Raw genomic sequence first — 16,552 nt, 5'->3', positions numbered from 1 at the left:
AATAAAAACCGTACAGAAAAAGGACCGCAGAATGCGTTGAGCTTCACGTCAGGGGGAGCCGAAAATGGTAGTTATCGAGAACCGGAGCGGAGTGGACTTAATGTCCATGAGCACCGGAAGCGCAGAAAACTGCCATTTGCAGGCCACCATGGCGTGAAGCTCAACGCATTCTCAGAGAGAGCCCTTGGTTGAGGGGATACGCTCGCCTTCGCGTGGATCGACGCTCACGGCCTTGCGCAGCGCCCGCGCCAGGCCCTTGAAGCTGCTTTCCGCGATGTGATGTGCATTGTCACCGTAGAGCGTTTCGACATGCAGCGTCAGTCCCGCATTGAAGGTGAATGCCTGAAACCATTCGCGCACGAGGTCGGTATCGAAATGACCGATTTTCTCGCGCGCAAATTCAGTGCGGAACACCAAAAACGGCCTGCCGGAAATATCGACTGCAACACGCGTGAGCGTTTCATCCATGGGCAAGTGCACGTCAGCATAGCGGGTAATACCACGCTTGTCGCCAAGCGCCTTGCGGAATGCCTCGCCCAGTGCAATGCCCGTGTCTTCAACGGTGTGATGCTGGTCAATGTGCAGATCGCCCACCACCTTTACCTTGAGATCAAACAAGGCATGGCGCGCGAACAGGTCGAGCATGTGGTCAAAAAAACCAACGCCCGTTTCGATTTCCGCCTGCCCTGTACCATCGAGGTCAAGACTGATGGAGACATCAGTTTCCTTCGTGCGCCGTTCCACCGTTGCATTACGCATGGCGAGCATACTCCTGTCGTTTCAGAGCTTGTAGCAAGAGAAAGCGTCCCACGCCAGTGCATCGCCCCATCTCGATGCCATTTTGCATCTCGGGAGCATTTCGTATTTGCTTTGCAGCAAATCACGCTTACATGATCAGCGATTAGAAAGGCATAAGTTCATGAATGATAATCGTGACGGGCAGTTTCATGCCACAACAATCCTTATGGTCCGCAAGGGCGGGCGCGTCGTTATGGGAGGCGATGGGCAGGTTAGCCTTGGCCAGACCGTTCTCAAGGGCAATGCCCGCAAGGTGCGCCGTCTGGGTAAGGGCAACGTCATCTGCGGATTTGCAGGCGCAACAGCTGATGCGTTCACGCTGTTGGAGCGGCTTGAAGTCAAGATGGAGCAATATCCCGGCCAGCTGATGCGCGCCTGCGTAGAGCTTGCCAAGGACTGGCGTACCGACCGTTACCTGCGCAAGCTGGAAGCCATGCTTATGGTGGCTGACCGCGAGGTCGGGCTGCTGGTTTCAGGCACCGGCGATGTGCTTGAGCCGGAGCTGCGCGATGGCGCTGCAATCATGGCAATCGGCTCTGGCGGCAATTACGCTCTGTCAGCCGCGCGCGCACTGGCTGATTCGGCGCTTGATGCTGAAGAAATCGTGCGTCGATCCATGACGATTGCAGCCGAAATCTGTGTGTATACGAACAGCAGCCTTGTGATTGAGGCGTTGAACGAGGCAGACCCTTCATGAATGCATTTTCCCCCCGCGAAATCGTTTCAGAACTAGACCGCCACATCGTTGGCCAGCGTGATGCCAAGCGTGCAGTGGCTATTGCCCTGCGCAACCGCTGGCGGCGTCAGCAGCTTACGGGCCATCTGCGCGACGAGGTGCTGCCGAAAAATATTCTCATGATTGGCCCGACAGGTTGCGGAAAAACGGAAATATCCCGTCGTCTGGCCAAGCTGGCTGGTGCGCCATTTCTCAAGATAGAAGCTACAAAGTTCACTGAAGTGGGCTATGTCGGGCGCGATGTTGAACAGATCGTGCGTGATCTCGTCGAAGTGGCCATAGGGCTTGTCCGCGAAGCCAAGCGCAAGGATGTGCAGGCCAAGGCCCAGATGGCCGCTGAAGAGCGCGTGCTCAACGCCCTCGTCGGCGACAGCGCAAGCCAGACTACGCGCGATGCCTTCCGTCGCAAGCTGCACACCGGCGAGCTTGATGACAAGGAAATCGAGATTGATCTGCAATCGCAACAAAGCAGCATGCCGATGTTTGAGCTGCCCGGCATGCCTGGCGCATCGGTCGGGGCGATCTCAATTGGCGACATTTTCGGCAAGCTCGGCGGTGGACGCCCTCGCACCCGCCGCCTGACTGTGCGTGATGCCTACGAACCACTCGTTGCGGAAGAAAGCGACAAGCTGCTCGATCAGGACACGCTCGTGCAGGAAGCTATCCGCGAAACGGAGGAAAACGGCATCGTCTTCCTCGACGAGATCGACAAGATCTGTGCCCGCGAAGGCCGCTCAGGAGGTGACGTCTCGCGCGAAGGTGTGCAGCGCGATCTGCTACCCTTGATCGAGGGCACAACCGTCTCCACCAAGCATGGCCCGGTAAAGACCGATCACATACTGTTCATTGCGTCCGGCGCGTTTCATGTGGCCAAGCCATCTGATCTGTTGCCGGAACTGCAAGGCCGCCTGCCAATCCGCGTGGAGCTTTCGCCGCTCAATGAAGACGATTTCCGCCGCATCCTCACGGAGACGGAAGCGAGCCTGATCAAGCAGTCAGTCGCCATGCTGGAGACCGAAGGCGTCACGCTCGTGTTCACCGATGATGCCATCAACGCCATTGCGCGTGTGGCCGTGGAGGTCAACTCTTCCGTTGAGAACATCGGTGCGCGGCGTCTGCAAACCGTGATTGAACGCGTGCTGGACGATATCTCGTTCACCGCCCCCGACCGTTCAGGCGAGACGGTGACCATCGACGGCGATTTCGTTCGTAATGGCGTTGGCGATCTGGCGAAAAATACCGACCTAAGCCGGTTTATTCTGTAACGCCATTCCCTAAGGGCGCGCGGGCGAGCACCTTGAAACGATTCGCCCCCGCTTCCTGCTTGAAAAGCGTCAGTGCATCAATTGGCACACCGGGATTGCCAACATGCTCGCTGTAGAGCGCTTTCAGGCCAGAAAGGGCTGCTTCTACCCGCTCTTCCGGCACCCGATCTGTCAGCGTCATGTGGAAGCGGAAATCCTCTAGCACATACGGATATCCATACGCATTAAGGCACGCGCGCTGCCGATCGGTAAGTGTGTCAGGTCGTCGACGGTTGAATTCCTTATCCGTCAATGGCGCACGACACGGCTCCAGTGCGAGCATCGTGCCTCTCTCCAGCGCGACCAATGCGGGAGTAGTTTCTGGTTCCAGCAGAGCTATAAAAGCCCCCTCACCAGAGCGTGCATCCAAAGCGCTGACTTGCAGCGATGGCAAGTCGAACACCGATTGCGAAGCAGCAAAATCCGTGAGCATCGCAATAAGGGTCGCTTCAGACTTGCCTTCCGACAAACGGAACGGCGCCTTGATCGTCGCATGAAAGCCATAGGCGCGCGGCTCTGCGGTCAATGCGCGCCAGCTTGCCAGATCAAATCCCGGTGGCACCAGCTGTGGCACCTCTGTGCCGCTGAAGCCATCATAACCCAACACAGCCGAACCAAAACGCCATAAGGCGCCGTCAGACGCTGGAGAATAGTAAACTGCATATCGGGGAACTGAAAATGTGCCCATTCCAACCCTCATTCATCACGACAGCCGAGTGCACCACAGATAACCATTAGCACGATCAATGGATAGTCTATGACATCCTTGCGTCAATGGGGTAATCCGGTTATAGCATTTTCACGCGAAGCGGTTTCGCAACGCTTATATAAGATGCGACATTTCAAAGCGTTAGGCAAATGATCTGATCTCAACAGATTGATTTTTATGCCTATCTGCAAATGCTGTTAAGTGTACTGGAAGGATCAACCTTGGCCGAATCCGCTTCCGCACCATTGGGTGCAAAGAGCCTGATCACCGTTGTGAGCGCCATCGTTCTCGTAGGGATGGAGTTTCTCGCACTGGCTATTGCGGCCGGGTGGGCTGTGGCAGGGCTGCTCGAACTAGGCGATATATTCGAATACATCTTCATGGGTGCATTCAGTTTGCTCGCACTGTGGGGCACCGCACACTTTTCACGCCGTGCATGGAAGCTCGAAGGCGAACATCGCCATTGATGGATGGATCTTCGCGTCCTAATGATCTGCAAATGGCAGTGCTTTGAGCCCTCGATTCAGGGACAAAAGTTCACCAAGCTCCAGCTTGCAACACGCCATTCTTTTGACTCATCTTGACGCGAAGCTCAGCGCATCTGCTGGAAATATTTTCTTGATGCGCTCTGAAACTGTTCTCAATTTTCAGCGTTATGGTTTATCCGCTAGAGCAAGATGCATTAAACCTGAATTGTTATTTTGCCCTATCTCTTTGTTTATGCATCAAATTTATCCAAAGGCGGTATCCACTTTTTGGTTTGATGCAACAGAGACATAGTTTGCGCAACAGGAAGTGACCCCTCCTCATGCCCATGACCCGTCGCGCTTTTTTAGCCTCCTCACTCGCCACTGCATCTTTATCGGCAACGGGTTTTGCCACACCCGCACTGGCACAATCCGGCTTGCGACTTGGCAAGGCAGAAGCATTCTCTTTTGATGATCTGATATCGCATGCCAAAACGCTATCAGAGCAGCCATATGTCTCTCCGCCCGCCCGGGATGGTGTGATCCTTGATGCGCTCAACTACGAAGCACACGGAAAAATCCGCTTCGATACAGATAATGCTGTCTTTGCCGACGAGGGGCGTTTTCCGCTCACCTTCTTCCACCTCGGCCAGTTTTTTCGCACACCGGTGCATATGTTCGTGGTTGCAGACGGCAAAGCCCGCGAAGTGCTCTACGATCCCGCGCTGTTTGACATGCCAGCCGATAGCCCAGCCCGCAATCTGCCGACAGATGCAGGCTTTGCCGGTTTCCGCTTTCAGGAGAGCCGGTTTGGCGATCAGAGCAAGCTGGACTGGCGCAAAAATGACTGGGTTGCGTTTCTGGGCGCCTCGTATTTCCGCGCGATTGGCGAATCATTCCAATATGGCCTGTCTGCCCGCGGCATCGCACTGGATGTTGCCGTGCCTGATCGGCCGGAAGAGTTCCCCGCGTTCACGCAGTTCTACTTTGATACGCCAGAGCCTGATGCGCCATCAGTCACCGTTTATGCCCTTCTCGAAGGCCCAAGCATCACAGGTGCTTTCAGCTTCGAGATGACGCGCGATGGCGGCGTCGATATGACCATCGACAAAGCGCTATTCCTGCGCCGCGACGTAGCGCGATTTGGTGTTGCGCCGCTCACCTCAATGTACTGGTACTCCGAGACCGCCAAACGCACAGCAGTGGACTGGCGGCCGGAAGTGCACGATTCCGATGGCCTCGGTCTATGGACTGGTGCGGGAGAGCGCGTCTGGCGGCCTCTCAACAACCCGCCAGTGACAACCGCCTCTGCCTTTACTGACGACAACCCGCGCGGTTTTGGATTGCTCCAGCGGGATCGTCAGTTTGATCATTATCAGGATGGCGTTCATTACGAACGCCGCCCCAGCGCGTGGGTGGAGCCATTGGCAGCATGGGGCAAGGGCACCGTGCAGCTGATTGAAATCCCCACCGATGATGAAATCCACGATAATGTTGTTGCATTCTGGGTGCCGGAAGCCCCGGCGCGGGCAGGCAATGCGTATCGTTTCCGCTATCGGCTGCACTGGCGCGACCATGAGCCAGAACCAACTGCGCTTGCACTTGTGGTAGCCACGCGTCTTGGCAATGGCGGCCAGCCTGGCCAGCCACGCCCGCAAGGGGTACGCAAGTTCATGGTGGAGTTTATGGGCGGTGATCTGAAAGATCTGCCCTTTGGCGTAAAACCGGAGGCGGTGCTCTGGGCATCCCGCGGCACGTTCTCGTATGTCTTTACTGAGGCTGTGCCCAACGATGTGCCTGGCCATTGGCGAGCACAGTTCGATTTAACCGCCGATGGCACTGAACCAGTGGAAATGCGGCTCTTTCTGCGTGCAGAAGGCAAGACATTGTCAGAAACATGGGCCTTCCAATATCGGCCTTTCTAGGATGCCTTTTATTTTCGCCTTAACAAACGATATAAGCTACACAATCAAATTTCACGGAACGCGCCTTTGAGCGCTTGCGGAGCTTCACATGAGCGATAAGATCCCCGTCACCGTTCTCACCGGCTATCTCGGCGCGGGCAAAACCACGCTGCTGAACCGCATACTGAGCGAGCAGCACGGGCGTAAATATGCCGTGATCGTCAATGAGTTTGGCGAAATCGGTATCGATAACGATCTGATCGTCGGCGCGGACGAAGAAGTGTTCGAGATGAACAACGGCTGCATCTGCTGCACCGTTCGTGGCGATCTCATTCGCATCATCGAAGGCCTTGTGAAGCGTAAAGGCAAGTTCGATGCGATCATTGTAGAAACCACTGGCTTGGCCGACCCTGCACCCGTGGCGCAGACCTTCTTCGTTGATAAGGACGTGGCAGAGCGTACCAAGCTTGATGCCGTGGTGACAGTGGCGGATGCCAAATGGCTCTCGGATCGCCTCAAGGATGCGCCGGAAGCGAAAAACCAGATCGCCTTTGCTGATGTCATCGTGCTCAACAAAACCGATCTCGTCACAGCAGATGAGCTTGAAGAGGTCGTTGGCCGCATCCGCGCAATCAACCCCTACGCCCGCCTGCACAAAACCCAGCGCGCCGCCGTGCCGCTTGAGGAAGTGCTGGAACGCAACGCGTTTGATCTCGACCGTATCCTGACGCTGGAGCCAGCCTTCCTTGAAGAGGAAGATCACCATCATCACCACCATGAACACGGCGAAAACTGCGGTTGCGGACATGATCACCACCACCACGATCATGACCATCATGCGCACGATCACGACCATAAGCATGGTGGCCTGAAGCATTATCATGATGAAGATATGCAGTCAGTGGCGATCACCATCCCCGGCGATGTCATTCCGGAGAAGTTCCTGCCGTGGATCAATGATCTGGTGCAGCGCGATGGCGCCAGCATTCTGCGGTCAAAGGGCATTTTGTCATTCCGCAATGAACCACGTCGTTTCGTATTCCAGGGCGTGCACATGATCATTGAAGGCGATCTGCAGCGCGATTGGAAGCCGGATGAAAAGCGTGATTCGCGCATCGTCTTCATCGGTCGTGAGCTAAATGAAAAAGCCATCCGCGAGGGTTTCCTCGCCTGCGCGGCGTAAACCGATGAACACTGCTGTTTCGTTAATTGAGCGCGTGCAGGCGTTTGAAGTCGGCGCGCATGTGACGGGCCTTGGCTGGCTTGGTGATACGGCTGCTTTCGCTCTGGGTGATGGTGGGGTTTGGCTGGATAAGGCCGGCACCCGTCAACGCGTTGAAGCGCATCCAGATGCTGGCGCGCTGGTTGCTGCCATCAGCGGCAAACGCCTGCTGACAGGCGGTGATGATGGCCGTATCGTCGCCACGTCTGCGGACGGTACGGTGGAGACATTAGCCGACGAAAAAGGCCGCTGGATCACGGCACTGGCCGCGCGCGCTGATGGCGCGTTTGCCTGGAGCATCGGCAAACAGGTAAAAGCGCGCGACGCCAAGGGCCGCGAAACCATGGTCGAGGTGCCCACAACTGCGCAAGGGCTTGCGTTCGCGCCCAAGGGATACCGCCTGGCTATCGCGCATTACAACGGTGTCAGCCTGTGGTATCCGGCCGTTGTGACCGGCCCGGAAGTTCTGTCATGGAAGGGGTCACACCTCGACGTCACCGTTTCCCCCGACAATCAGTTCGTCGTCACCTCAATGCAGGAAAACACGCTGCATGGCTGGCGACTATCCGATGGTCGCGATATGCGGATGGCGGGTTATCCCACAAAGTGTCGCTCATTCAGCTGGTCTCATGATGGCGATTGGCTTGCCACTTCCGGTGCGGATGCCGCTATCATCTGGCCTTTTGCCAAGGGCGGCCCCATGGGCAAAGCACCCCGCGAATGTGGTGTGCGTTCAGCAACGGTCACGCAGGTAGCTTTTCATCCTTCATCGCTGGTGCTCGCAACCGGATATGCGGATGGCGCTGTCATGCTGATCCGCCTCACGGACGCAGCGGAACTGATGGTGCGTGTAGCGGGCTCGGCCCCGGTTACCGCCCTCACCTGGGATGCCAAGGGCGCAAGACTAGCCTTTGGCACTGAAGATGGCGTAGCAGGTATCCTCACGCTGCCATAAGACCCCGACTGCGCCGGTGCCTTGAACCATCAGGGCACCGGTGTTTCGGGCACTGGCGTCAGTGGTCCCCTGCCAGCGAACCATGCGGTCAGATTATCGACCATCAGCTGCCCCATAGCATCACGGGTAAAAACGGAAGCTGATCCGACATGCGGCAGCAACACCGTATTTTCCACATCGATCAATGCCTGCGGAACGCGGGGCTCGTCCTCAAATACATCAAGCCCTGCTGACAGAATAATGCCCTTCTGCAGCGCTGTAGCCAGCGCAGCCTCATCCACAATGCTGCCGCGGCCGATATTGATCAAAATCCCGTCAGGCCCCAAAGCCGACAGCACATGCGCATCAATAGCATGATGCGTATTCGCACCGCCGGGCGTTGCCACGATCAGCACATCTGCTGTCTCAGCCAATGCGGGCAGGGTTTCGATATATTGATACGGTACATCATCGCGCTTGTTACGATTGTGATAGATAATACGCACGCCAAAGGCAGCAAGCCGTTGGGCAATCGCGAGACCAATGCGCCCCAACCCAAAAATCCCGATTGTGCGTCCACGTAATGTGGCCGTGAAAGGAAAGCGCTTTTCCAGCCAATGACCGGCACGCAGGAAGCGATCGGCCTGCGGTATCTGCCGCACGGTAGCCAGCAATAACCCTACTGTCAGATCCGCGACTTCATCAGTTAGCACATCAGGCGTGTTGGTGACGATAATTCCGCGTCGCGCTGCCTCGGTGACATCGATGTTGTCATATCCCACGCCAAAGCCAGCGATAATTTCAAGATTCGGCAATGCCGCTATCAAAGCAGCATCCACCGGCAAACCGTTTGTCGCCGCTATGGCGCGGATGCGGGTGCTGTGCTCACGCAGCCATGCGGCCTGATCAGCAATATCCAGCAAGCGATGCACCTTGAAGTCACGATCAAGCGCCGCCTCTGCTGAGGCAATCACGTTGCCGGTCAGCACGATTTCGATATCAGCCACCATTTATCCTATTCAGCAATGTCATCGGTATCTTCAGCATCGCCCTCCTCGTCCCCCTCGTCAATGGCATGCGTGCCTGCCAGATTGCGCGCAGCTTTACGCAATAGCTTGCGCATCCGCTTTCGCTCTTTGCTATCAAAGCCTTCGAGTAATTCTTCCTCGACCTCACCCCACAACTTATCGATCGCAGCGACACGACCAGCGCCTTCTTCCGTAAGGCGCACAGCAACTATGCGTGCATCGCCTGGTCCCGCCACTCTCTCAACCAAGCCTTGCGCTGTCAGTCGCGCGATGGTCTTTGAAGCTGTTGGAGGCTTTACCCGCAACATGTATGAGAGTTCGCCCATCGTCATGGAATCGGCAGTTGCTAGCGCTTGCAGCACCTGCTCCTGCCCTGGGAACAACCCCAATGCCGTGAGATGCTCTCCAACACGCGTCCGATGCAGACGCGCAGCATGTACAAGTGCCCATCCGACGGACTTCGCAACGGGATGCTTCATTGTTATCTACCTTTTATGCTCAGACCGCTTAAAGGATGCACCGGAAGATGTTGCAATACATGTTAGGATAGGGCCAATAAGCAGCTGTCATTTATTGTTATCATATAAGTGCAGTGCAACCTTCTGATGACACAACAATGACAATCAACGCCATGCCAAGTGCGATTGGTGGATAATGCAGGATACACCCCATGATTCCCTCCCATCGTTGGACAGACCTGACAACGACCGACCTCACCGCAGAAGCCATGCACGATATGCTGGCAATTTTGCCTGTCGCAGCGGTTGAACAACATGGCCCCCACCTGCCGCTAGGCACTGATCTGTTTATCATGGAAGGCTACCTCGACCGGGTTAGCGCCCTGCTACCGGCAGATTTTCCTGCACTATTCCTCCCCATTCAAGCAGTGGGCCTATCCGATGAGCATATTGCCTTCGCAGGCACCCTCACCCTCAAGCCCGAAACGGCTATCCGTGTTTGGACCGACATCGGCGAAAGCCTGCATCGGGCGGGGTGTAGAAAACTCGTAATCGTAAGCTCGCATGGCGGTAACTCGCCAATCATCGATATCGTTGCACGTGATTTGCGCGTGCGCTTTGGCATGGTGACAGTCACCGTCTCATGGCAGCGATTTGGCTATCCTGATGGACTCTTTAGCCAAGACGAAATCCAGCACGGCATCCATGGCGGTGATATCGAAACATCGCTGATGCTATCCTTCCGACCTGACCTTGTGCGCATGCAACAGGCCCGCAATTTCCCCTCGCGGGGCATCCAGATGTCTAAAGACTATCAATACCTGAGCATAAGCCGTCCTGCAGGGCTCGGCTGGATGAGCCAGGATCTGAACGAAACCGGTGCCATTGGCGATGCGGGGCTTGCCTCATCAGAAAAAGGGGAACATGCAGCGACCCATGGCGTACAAGCGTTCATCACCTTGCTGGAAGAGGTGCGGGCTTTTGAACTGCAAGCCAGACAATAGAAAAATTCATTTTCTAGCAGTTGATGCAATCACATAACAAAAAAGCGAACCGGAAGCCGGTTCGCTTTTAAAAACTTTCAGCAATAAGCTGCCACAGCATCCTTTCGAAAGATCAGATGCTGCTTTATCTGCCTAGATCACTCAGCAGCGCCGCTTGCACGACGCGCAAGCATTGCACGGGTTGCAGAATAGTTAGGCGCAACCATCGGATAGTTTGCAGGCAAACCCCACTTATCGCGGTACTGCTGGGGGGTCATCTTGTAATGCGCAGCCAGGTGACGCTTCAGTGACTTGTACTTCTTACCGTCTTCAAGGCAGATGATGTAATCATCAGTGATGGAAGTGTCGACAGGAACCGCAGGCTCTGGCTTAGGTTCTGGCTCCGGGCTGCCTTGACTAAGTCTATCTAGTGTTGTGTGCACTGCCTGTACGATATCAATCAAGCCATCTGCAGACAGCTTGTTAAAAGACACATATGACTTGACAACTGAGCGGGTGATTTCCGCTGTGCTCAGTTCTGTACGCTCCACCGCTGCCATTTCAAATACTCCATCCCAAAATTGTATCGGTTCTCATCGGCATCCGCACCGCATTCGGCTCTGATGCTTTGACAGTTGAAGCGAAGCGCACAACCAGATTGGCCTTGCGTTTTCGCGGCGATTTAAGCGACCCTCATCAAACCCTTTGCCAACATCAGATCAAAGTGTACTGCGTGGAAAGAAGCGCTGGCGGGAGAGGGAAGAAAGAACAATTGCTATATTCACCCGTTAAGAACGCGACGCATCATGCATGCCTGCCAGATAAATCTGTGAAAGTACTTTCTCTGCCAAGGCCCGTTGCTTGTTCCAGCCAATAGTTGAACGGCTGGTGCCACGGCCATCTGCAATATGGATCGCGGCATCGGAAATAGCTTTCAATGCTTCTACAGAGATTTGCGAAGCAATATTGCCGTCTTTTGCGCCATCGGTGGCTGTATCAATGTCATAACTAGCAGTCACATTACCCCCGTTTGACCTTACACCGATTGCATTTAGAGAAGCCGCCAAAGCTAAAAATTTTAACTGTTTCTTTCACTTGCCTAAGCAAGTGCATAGACGGGAACAAGAATTACTTCTTTTGGCCATATTCCTACTTGTTTAAAGCACAACAACATACGACCACACGAAGAACTCCTCACCATCCGACTGAATGTCGCAACAGCGTCACGTGCAAAGTACCTGCCATAATTGGACTATTTGCGTCAATTGTGGCGTTTGTCAAGCGCCATTTTCGCCACAAAGTGGTAGATCTAAGCGAATATCAAGGTGTCGTTGTATTGAAAATCGATAATTTAACCATCGACATTTGCACAGTTGTATTCAGCTACCGATCGTGCAGAATTGCTGTGTGAAACGCGTGTAGATGGGGTAAGCGTGGGATGTCCAAAGAAATTGAGCTCAAGCTAGCAATAGCCCCAGCAGCGCTGAACAGGCTTTCTGCACACCCCGACTTTCAGCAATTCAAGACAGAAAAAAGCACTAGAAAACAATTATTTTCCAAATACTTCGATACAAAAGACCACACTCTGCGCCAAGCTGGAATATCCCTTCGCATTCGTCGGGATGGCGCGCAATTTATTCAAACGATCAAGAGCCATCGTGATTCTGAAGCCCTCGTCATGAATCGTAATGAGTGGGAATTTCCGGTTCCGGACTTAGGCAAACTCGACTTCACTCATGCTCAAATCACAGCCCTTGCACCCCTCATCGAAACGCACGACCAACGTGCCGCAATCCAACCATTATTTACCGTCAGTGTAGATAGAGAAATACTGTTGCTGAAATACAGCAATTCTATTATAGAAATCGCCTTGGACCACGGCCGTGTATCTGCTGGCCCTAAAGCGCGGCAATTTGCCGAGGTCGAGCTTGAACTGAAATCTGGATCATCTGAAGATCTTTACGCATTGGCGCGGGAAATTGCGGCCATTGTTACTGTACGCCCCAGCACCCGTAGCAAAGCCGACCGCGGCTTTGACTTGCTTAATGAGCGCACACCACAAGTCACCAAGGCCCAACCAATCATACTTGAGGAGGGCACATCTACGGGTGAGGCTTTCCGTATTATCGCGCGTTCATGCCTCAAGCAATTTCTTACCAATGAAGAAGTACTGCGGCAAACGCGGGTTGCTGGTGCCGTTCACCAAGCAAGGGTTGGGTTGCGCCGATTGCGCGCAGCAATCTCGGTTTTTCGCAGCATTGTCGATGATGACGAGCGTGCCTTTATCAGTAATGAATTACGTTGGATTGCCAATTGCCTGGGTGAAGCGCGAGATATTGATGTATATATCAAGAATATCCTCGAACCAGCGAAGGCCAAGCATGCTGAGGATCCTGCTTTTATAGCACTGGCAGAGAAATACGCTATTCACCGCGAGCGTGCTTATGACAGTGCTCAACGCGCAATATCATCGCGCCGGTCCACACAAGCTATTATTGCCACCATCGCATGGGTTGAAGCTGGCCCGTGGACATGTCTTGAAGGAAAGAAAGCAAAGAAAAAGCGCCAGCAGCCAATCAGGAAATTTGCCAGCAAACAACTGGATCGTCGCTGGAACAAGATAATCAAGCGCGCCACGCATCTCTCCTCACTGGAGGCCGAAGCGCGTCATGAAGTGAGGATTTCGCTGAAAAAACTGCGCTATGCTTCCGAGTTTTTTGCTGGCTTGTTTCTCAAAGACGAAGCCAATAAGCCTTTTAAAGCAGCTATCTCCAGCATGACCAAGCTGCAAGATCTGCTTGGTGAGCTCAATGATATCGCCGTTGGACGAGAGCGCGAAACGCACTCAGAAGCCGAAGATCAGTTACGCGATGAACATGCCGCAGACGAACACAAACTGCTTTCAAAAGCTGAGAAGGCGTATAAGGATTTTGCCCACGTGCCGCCGTTCTGGCGTGCAGAGGACTAGGAGGCGCAGATCTTCGCGCCATAAAGCAATTTACATTTTGCGATGAAGCGATTGCAGGAAAAGCAAGCACTGCTATTTTGGCTTTTAAGCACGTAAATACAATGCATTAACACTCTGAAAGTCCAATTAAGTACTCAATGCGCCCTATATAGCACCGCGCTGTCTGATTGCAGCGGCCAACGTACCATCATCGAGATAATCAAGCTCACCACCCACTGGCACGCCATGTGCCAGGCGCGTGATGCGCACTGGCAAACCTTCCAGTAGCGAGGTGATGTAGTGGGCAGTTGTTTGCCCGTCCACGGTAGCGTTCAAGGCCAGAATCACCTCTTGCACGGCAGAGTCCGCTACTCTTTCGTGCAGGCTCGCGAGGTTGAGATCATCGGGGCGAATACCATCCAGAGCGGAGATTACGCCACCCAACACATGATACTGCGCCCGGATCGCACCGGCACGTTCCAGCGCCCACAGGTCCGCAACATCTCCAACAACCACGAGCACAGACGGATCCCGACCGGTATCCTGGCATACAATGCAGGGATCACGCGTATCGACGTTACCGCAAACCGTGCAAACCTTCACCCGCTCATTGACCAGCTGCATGGCCTCTGCCAGAGGTGCGAGTAGAGACTCGCGCCGCTTCACCAGCTGCAACGCTGCACGACGCGCCGAACGAGGGCCAAGCCCCGGCAGACGTGCCAGTAACTGAATGAGTCGTTCGATCTCAGGACCGCCAGGCGAAGCCATTAGTTAGCAAACCTTAGAATAGCTTCATGCCTGGAGGGATCGGCAAACCCTTTGTGATATCGGCCATACGATCCTGAATCACCCGCTCACCCTTGGTGCGGGCATCATTGAGAGCGGCAACCACCAAATCCTCAACAATTTCCTTGTCATCAGGGTTGAGAATCGATGGGTCGATGGTCAGTGACTTAACCTGGCCCTTGGCGGTAGCTGTGACTGTCACTGCGCCACCACCGGCGGTGCCTTCAACTTCAATGGTGTCGAACTCAGCCTGCGCATCGGCCATTTTCTGCTGCAGGCCCTGCGCCTGCTTCATCAGTCCCATCATATCGCGCATGTCATCACTCCTGTTACCATTCCCGCTCGTTGATTATTTATCGATAGAACGCCAGACGTTCTAATCAGATAAGAACTGTGCTCTCACGCAACCTGCACCAGGATTAAAAATCATCCAATGCGAGGCCGATATCGTCTGATACCTCAGCATTTTCTTCCGCTAGTGGAGCCTCCGGCGGCACTTCACGCACAATATCGCGCACGCCTACAATGGTAGCGCCAGGAAAACGTGCCAACACTGCCTGCACCATCGGATGCGCCTTGGCATCTTCGCGTCTTTCTTCAGCGCGGGCGCGGGCCACTTCGGCGAGCGTTGGCACAGCTTGCGCTTCTTCCGCAGAAGAAAGTGCAACGACCCAACGACGGCCTGTCCATTCCATCAACCGCTTGCCAAGATCGCCAGCCACAGAAGGATTAGCCCCCTCCACCAGCGCAAACTCGATCAGGCCTTGCTCATAGCGCACCAGACGCACATCTCGTTCTAAAGCAGCCTTGAGCGCAATATCACGCTGCTCGCCCGCGAGCGCAACAACATCCTCAAAGCGGGCGAGGCGAATCTCTTCCCGACGCGCTGCCTGCGGCGCTGAAACGGCCATAGTAGCGGCCATGGGCGCAGCGCGCGATGTCGCCAGCGCCAACCGTGAAGAACCGCCACCGCCGCCACCCGATGGGGCACCTGCCGGGAAGGAGCCTTGCGCGCCACCTCCTATCGAACCACCACCATCGCGCAGCATGCGCAGCGCCTCTTCAGGTGAAGGCAGATCAGCAGCATAAGCAAGGCGCACCAGCACCATCTCGGCCGCAGCAAGCGCTTGGGCCGATGCCTGCACTTCCGGCAGCCCCTTGGTGATGATTTGCCAGCTACGCGATAGCACACGGATTGATAATTTCTCGGCAAGCTCCTTGCCGCGCGTGCGCTCGATGTCGGTCAACGCAGCATCGTTTGCCGCTTCCGGTACAAGCTTGAGCCGGGTGACAAGATGCGTAAAGGCCGCAAGATCAGCCAGCACCACGGCTGGATCGGCACCGGCATCATATTGGCTGGCGAGTTCCGTGAGGGCACCAGCGATATCGCCGCGCATCAACGCCTCGAATAGATCAATCACTCGTCCACGATCAGCAAGTCCCAGCATGGACTTGACCTCAGTGAGATCAACCCGGCCTGCGCCATGGGCAATCGCCTGATCGAGCAGCGATAACGAATCACGCACTGAACCTTCGGCGGCACGCGCAATCAAAGCCAACGCTTCGTCTTCAACCGCCACCTCTTCGGAAGCGCAGATCTTTGCCAGATGTCCCTTCAGCATACCCGACTCAATCCGGCGCAGGTCAAAACGCTGGCAGCGTGAGAGAATCGTCACCGGCACCTTGCGGATTTCGGTTGTCGCAAACACAAATTTGGCGTGAGGAGGCGGCTCTTCCAGCGTCTTGAGGAAGGCGTTGAAAGCCTTCTCCGACAGCATGTGCACTTCATCGATGATGTAGACTTTATAGCGTGCGCTCACAGGCGCATAACGGATGCTATCGATAATCTGGCGTACATCGTCGATACCCGTGTGGGAGGCGGCGTCCATCTCCATCACATCGACGTGGCGCGATTCCATGATTGCTTCGCAATGCAGGCCCATCTCACCAAGATGCACAGTCGGTTGGCCAGAACCATCCGGCAGCGCATAATTAAGCGCCCGTGCCAGAATGCGCGCTGTCGTGGTTTTGCCCACACCGCGAACGCCAGTCAGCATCCATGCTTGTGGGATACGCCCGGTTTCAAATGCGTTCGATAACGTTCTGACCATGGCATCCTGCCCGATCAGATCATCGAAATTGCGCGGGCGATACTTGCGCGCCAGAACACGATAGGGAGCGGGATTCGACGAAACTGTCACGGCATCATCCGGGGTGGTACATTGCAGGGCACCCGTTACAGCACCATCAGCAAAACCTTGCATCAAAACCTGGTG

Annotated in this window: 17 protein-coding genes; 8 read left to right on the top strand and 9 right to left on the bottom strand. The window is 54.9% G+C overall.

Going from position 1 to position 16,552, the window contains the following annotated elements; genetic code table 11:
* Window positions 1-171: 171 nt before the first annotated feature.
* A complete protein-coding gene (hisB, locus tag VRZ32_RS06120; protein ID WP_414524792.1) occupies window positions 172-759 on the bottom strand; it encodes an imidazoleglycerol-phosphate dehydratase HisB in 588 nt (195 codons plus the stop codon).
* A 160-nt stretch (window positions 760-919) separates the two neighbouring features.
* On the opposite strand from hisB, the gene hslV reads away from it, so the two are divergent.
* Together hslV and hslU are read left to right on the top strand one after the other, a co-directional pair.
* A complete protein-coding gene (gene hslV / locus VRZ32_RS06115) occupies window positions 920-1,495 on the top strand; it encodes an ATP-dependent protease subunit HslV (protein WP_414524791.1) in 576 nt (191 codons plus the stop codon).
* Entirely contained in the window at window positions 1,492-2,799 is a 1,308-nt protein-coding gene (hslU, locus tag VRZ32_RS06110) for an ATP-dependent protease ATPase subunit HslU (protein ID WP_414524790.1), read from the top strand. Before hslV ends, hslU begins: the two co-directional genes overlap by 4 nt.
* On the opposite strand, the gene VRZ32_RS06105 is transcribed toward hslU, so the two are convergent.
* Complete coding sequence (locus VRZ32_RS06105) at window positions 2,789-3,526, bottom strand: DUF1045 domain-containing protein (RefSeq protein ID WP_414524789.1); 738 nt, start codon at window positions 3,524-3,526, stop codon at window positions 2,789-2,791. The two genes, hslU and VRZ32_RS06105, sit on opposite strands and share 11 nt — an antisense overlap.
* A gap of 242 nt (window positions 3,527-3,768) precedes the next feature.
* On the opposite strand from VRZ32_RS06105, the gene VRZ32_RS06100 reads away from it, so the two are divergent.
* The 4 genes from VRZ32_RS06100 to VRZ32_RS06085 all read left to right on the top strand — a co-directional run bounded on the left by VRZ32_RS06100 (window position 3,769) and on the right by VRZ32_RS06085 (window position 8,095).
* Window positions 3,769-4,014 (top strand): hypothetical protein, encoded by a 246-nt coding sequence (locus tag VRZ32_RS06100; RefSeq protein WP_414524788.1) that lies wholly within the window; start codon window positions 3,769-3,771, stop codon window positions 4,012-4,014.
* 341 nt (window positions 4,015-4,355) lie between these two features.
* Window positions 4,356-5,939: a glucan biosynthesis protein gene (locus VRZ32_RS06095; RefSeq protein WP_414524787.1), complete on the top strand. Its 1,584-nt coding sequence runs from the start codon at window positions 4,356-4,358 to the stop codon at window positions 5,937-5,939.
* Window positions 5,940-6,027: 88 nt separating this feature from the next.
* Window positions 6,028-7,101 carry a CobW family GTP-binding protein gene (locus VRZ32_RS06090; RefSeq protein ID WP_414524786.1) on the top strand — a complete coding sequence of 358 codons (1,074 nt, stop codon included), beginning with the start codon at window positions 6,028-6,030 and terminating at the stop codon, window positions 7,099-7,101.
* Window positions 7,102-7,105: 4 nt separating this feature from the next.
* Window positions 7,106-8,095, top strand: a complete 990-nt coding sequence (locus tag VRZ32_RS06085) for a WD40 repeat domain-containing protein (protein WP_414524785.1) — start codon at window positions 7,106-7,108, stop codon at window positions 8,093-8,095.
* A gap of 29 nt (window positions 8,096-8,124) precedes the next feature.
* On the opposite strand, the gene VRZ32_RS06080 is transcribed toward VRZ32_RS06085, so the two are convergent.
* Entirely contained in the window at window positions 8,125-9,081 is a 957-nt protein-coding gene (locus VRZ32_RS06080; protein WP_414524784.1) for a 2-hydroxyacid dehydrogenase, read from the bottom strand.
* 8 nt (window positions 9,082-9,089) lie between these two features.
* On the bottom strand, window positions 9,090-9,581 hold the full coding sequence (locus tag VRZ32_RS06075) for a MarR family winged helix-turn-helix transcriptional regulator (protein WP_414524783.1): 492 nt from the start codon (window positions 9,579-9,581) through the stop codon (window positions 9,090-9,092).
* Between the two features lie 191 nt (window positions 9,582-9,772).
* Between VRZ32_RS06075 and VRZ32_RS06070 the strand changes: the two genes are divergently transcribed.
* Entirely contained in the window at window positions 9,773-10,564 is a 792-nt protein-coding gene (locus VRZ32_RS06070; protein ID WP_414524782.1) for a creatininase family protein, read from the top strand.
* A gap of 137 nt (window positions 10,565-10,701) precedes the next feature.
* Here VRZ32_RS06070 and VRZ32_RS06065 read toward each other — a convergent pair whose 3' ends face one another.
* Together VRZ32_RS06065 and VRZ32_RS06060 are read right to left on the bottom strand one after the other, a co-directional pair.
* Window positions 10,702-11,103: a MucR family transcriptional regulator gene (locus tag VRZ32_RS06065; RefSeq protein ID WP_414524781.1), complete on the bottom strand. Its 402-nt coding sequence runs from the start codon at window positions 11,101-11,103 to the stop codon at window positions 10,702-10,704.
* Window positions 11,104-11,331: 228 nt separating this feature from the next.
* Window positions 11,332-11,562, bottom strand: coding sequence for a hypothetical protein (locus tag VRZ32_RS06060; RefSeq protein WP_414524780.1), 231 nt, complete (start codon window positions 11,560-11,562; stop codon window positions 11,332-11,334).
* 419 nt (window positions 11,563-11,981) lie between these two features.
* Here VRZ32_RS06060 and VRZ32_RS06055 point away from each other — a divergent pair, with 419 nt between their 5' ends.
* Window positions 11,982-13,511 carry a CHAD domain-containing protein gene (locus VRZ32_RS06055; RefSeq protein WP_414524779.1) on the top strand — a complete coding sequence of 510 codons (1,530 nt, stop codon included), beginning with the start codon at window positions 11,982-11,984 and terminating at the stop codon, window positions 13,509-13,511.
* 144 nt (window positions 13,512-13,655) lie between these two features.
* Here VRZ32_RS06055 and recR read toward each other — a convergent pair whose 3' ends face one another.
* The 3 genes from recR to VRZ32_RS06040 form a co-directional block, all read right to left on the bottom strand.
* Window positions 13,656-14,258: a recombination mediator RecR gene (recR, locus tag VRZ32_RS06050; RefSeq protein ID WP_414524778.1), complete on the bottom strand. Its 603-nt coding sequence runs from the start codon at window positions 14,256-14,258 to the stop codon at window positions 13,656-13,658.
* A 13-nt stretch (window positions 14,259-14,271) separates the two neighbouring features.
* Window positions 14,272-14,592, bottom strand: coding sequence for a YbaB/EbfC family nucleoid-associated protein (locus VRZ32_RS06045; protein WP_414524777.1), 321 nt, complete (start codon window positions 14,590-14,592; stop codon window positions 14,272-14,274).
* Between the two features lie 103 nt (window positions 14,593-14,695).
* Complete coding sequence (locus tag VRZ32_RS06040; RefSeq protein ID WP_414524776.1) at window positions 14,696-16,540, bottom strand: DNA polymerase III subunit gamma/tau; 1,845 nt, start codon at window positions 16,538-16,540, stop codon at window positions 14,696-14,698.
* Window positions 16,541-16,552 lie beyond the last annotated feature (12 nt).

It is taken from the genome of Pseudochelatococcus sp. G4_1912 (genome assembly GCF_047501465.1).
Taxonomy (GTDB): Bacteria; Pseudomonadota; Alphaproteobacteria; order Rhizobiales; family Beijerinckiaceae; genus Pseudochelatococcus.
The sequence above is the reverse complement of the archived record's forward strand: the minus strand, read 5'-3'. Positions and strand labels throughout refer to the sequence as shown.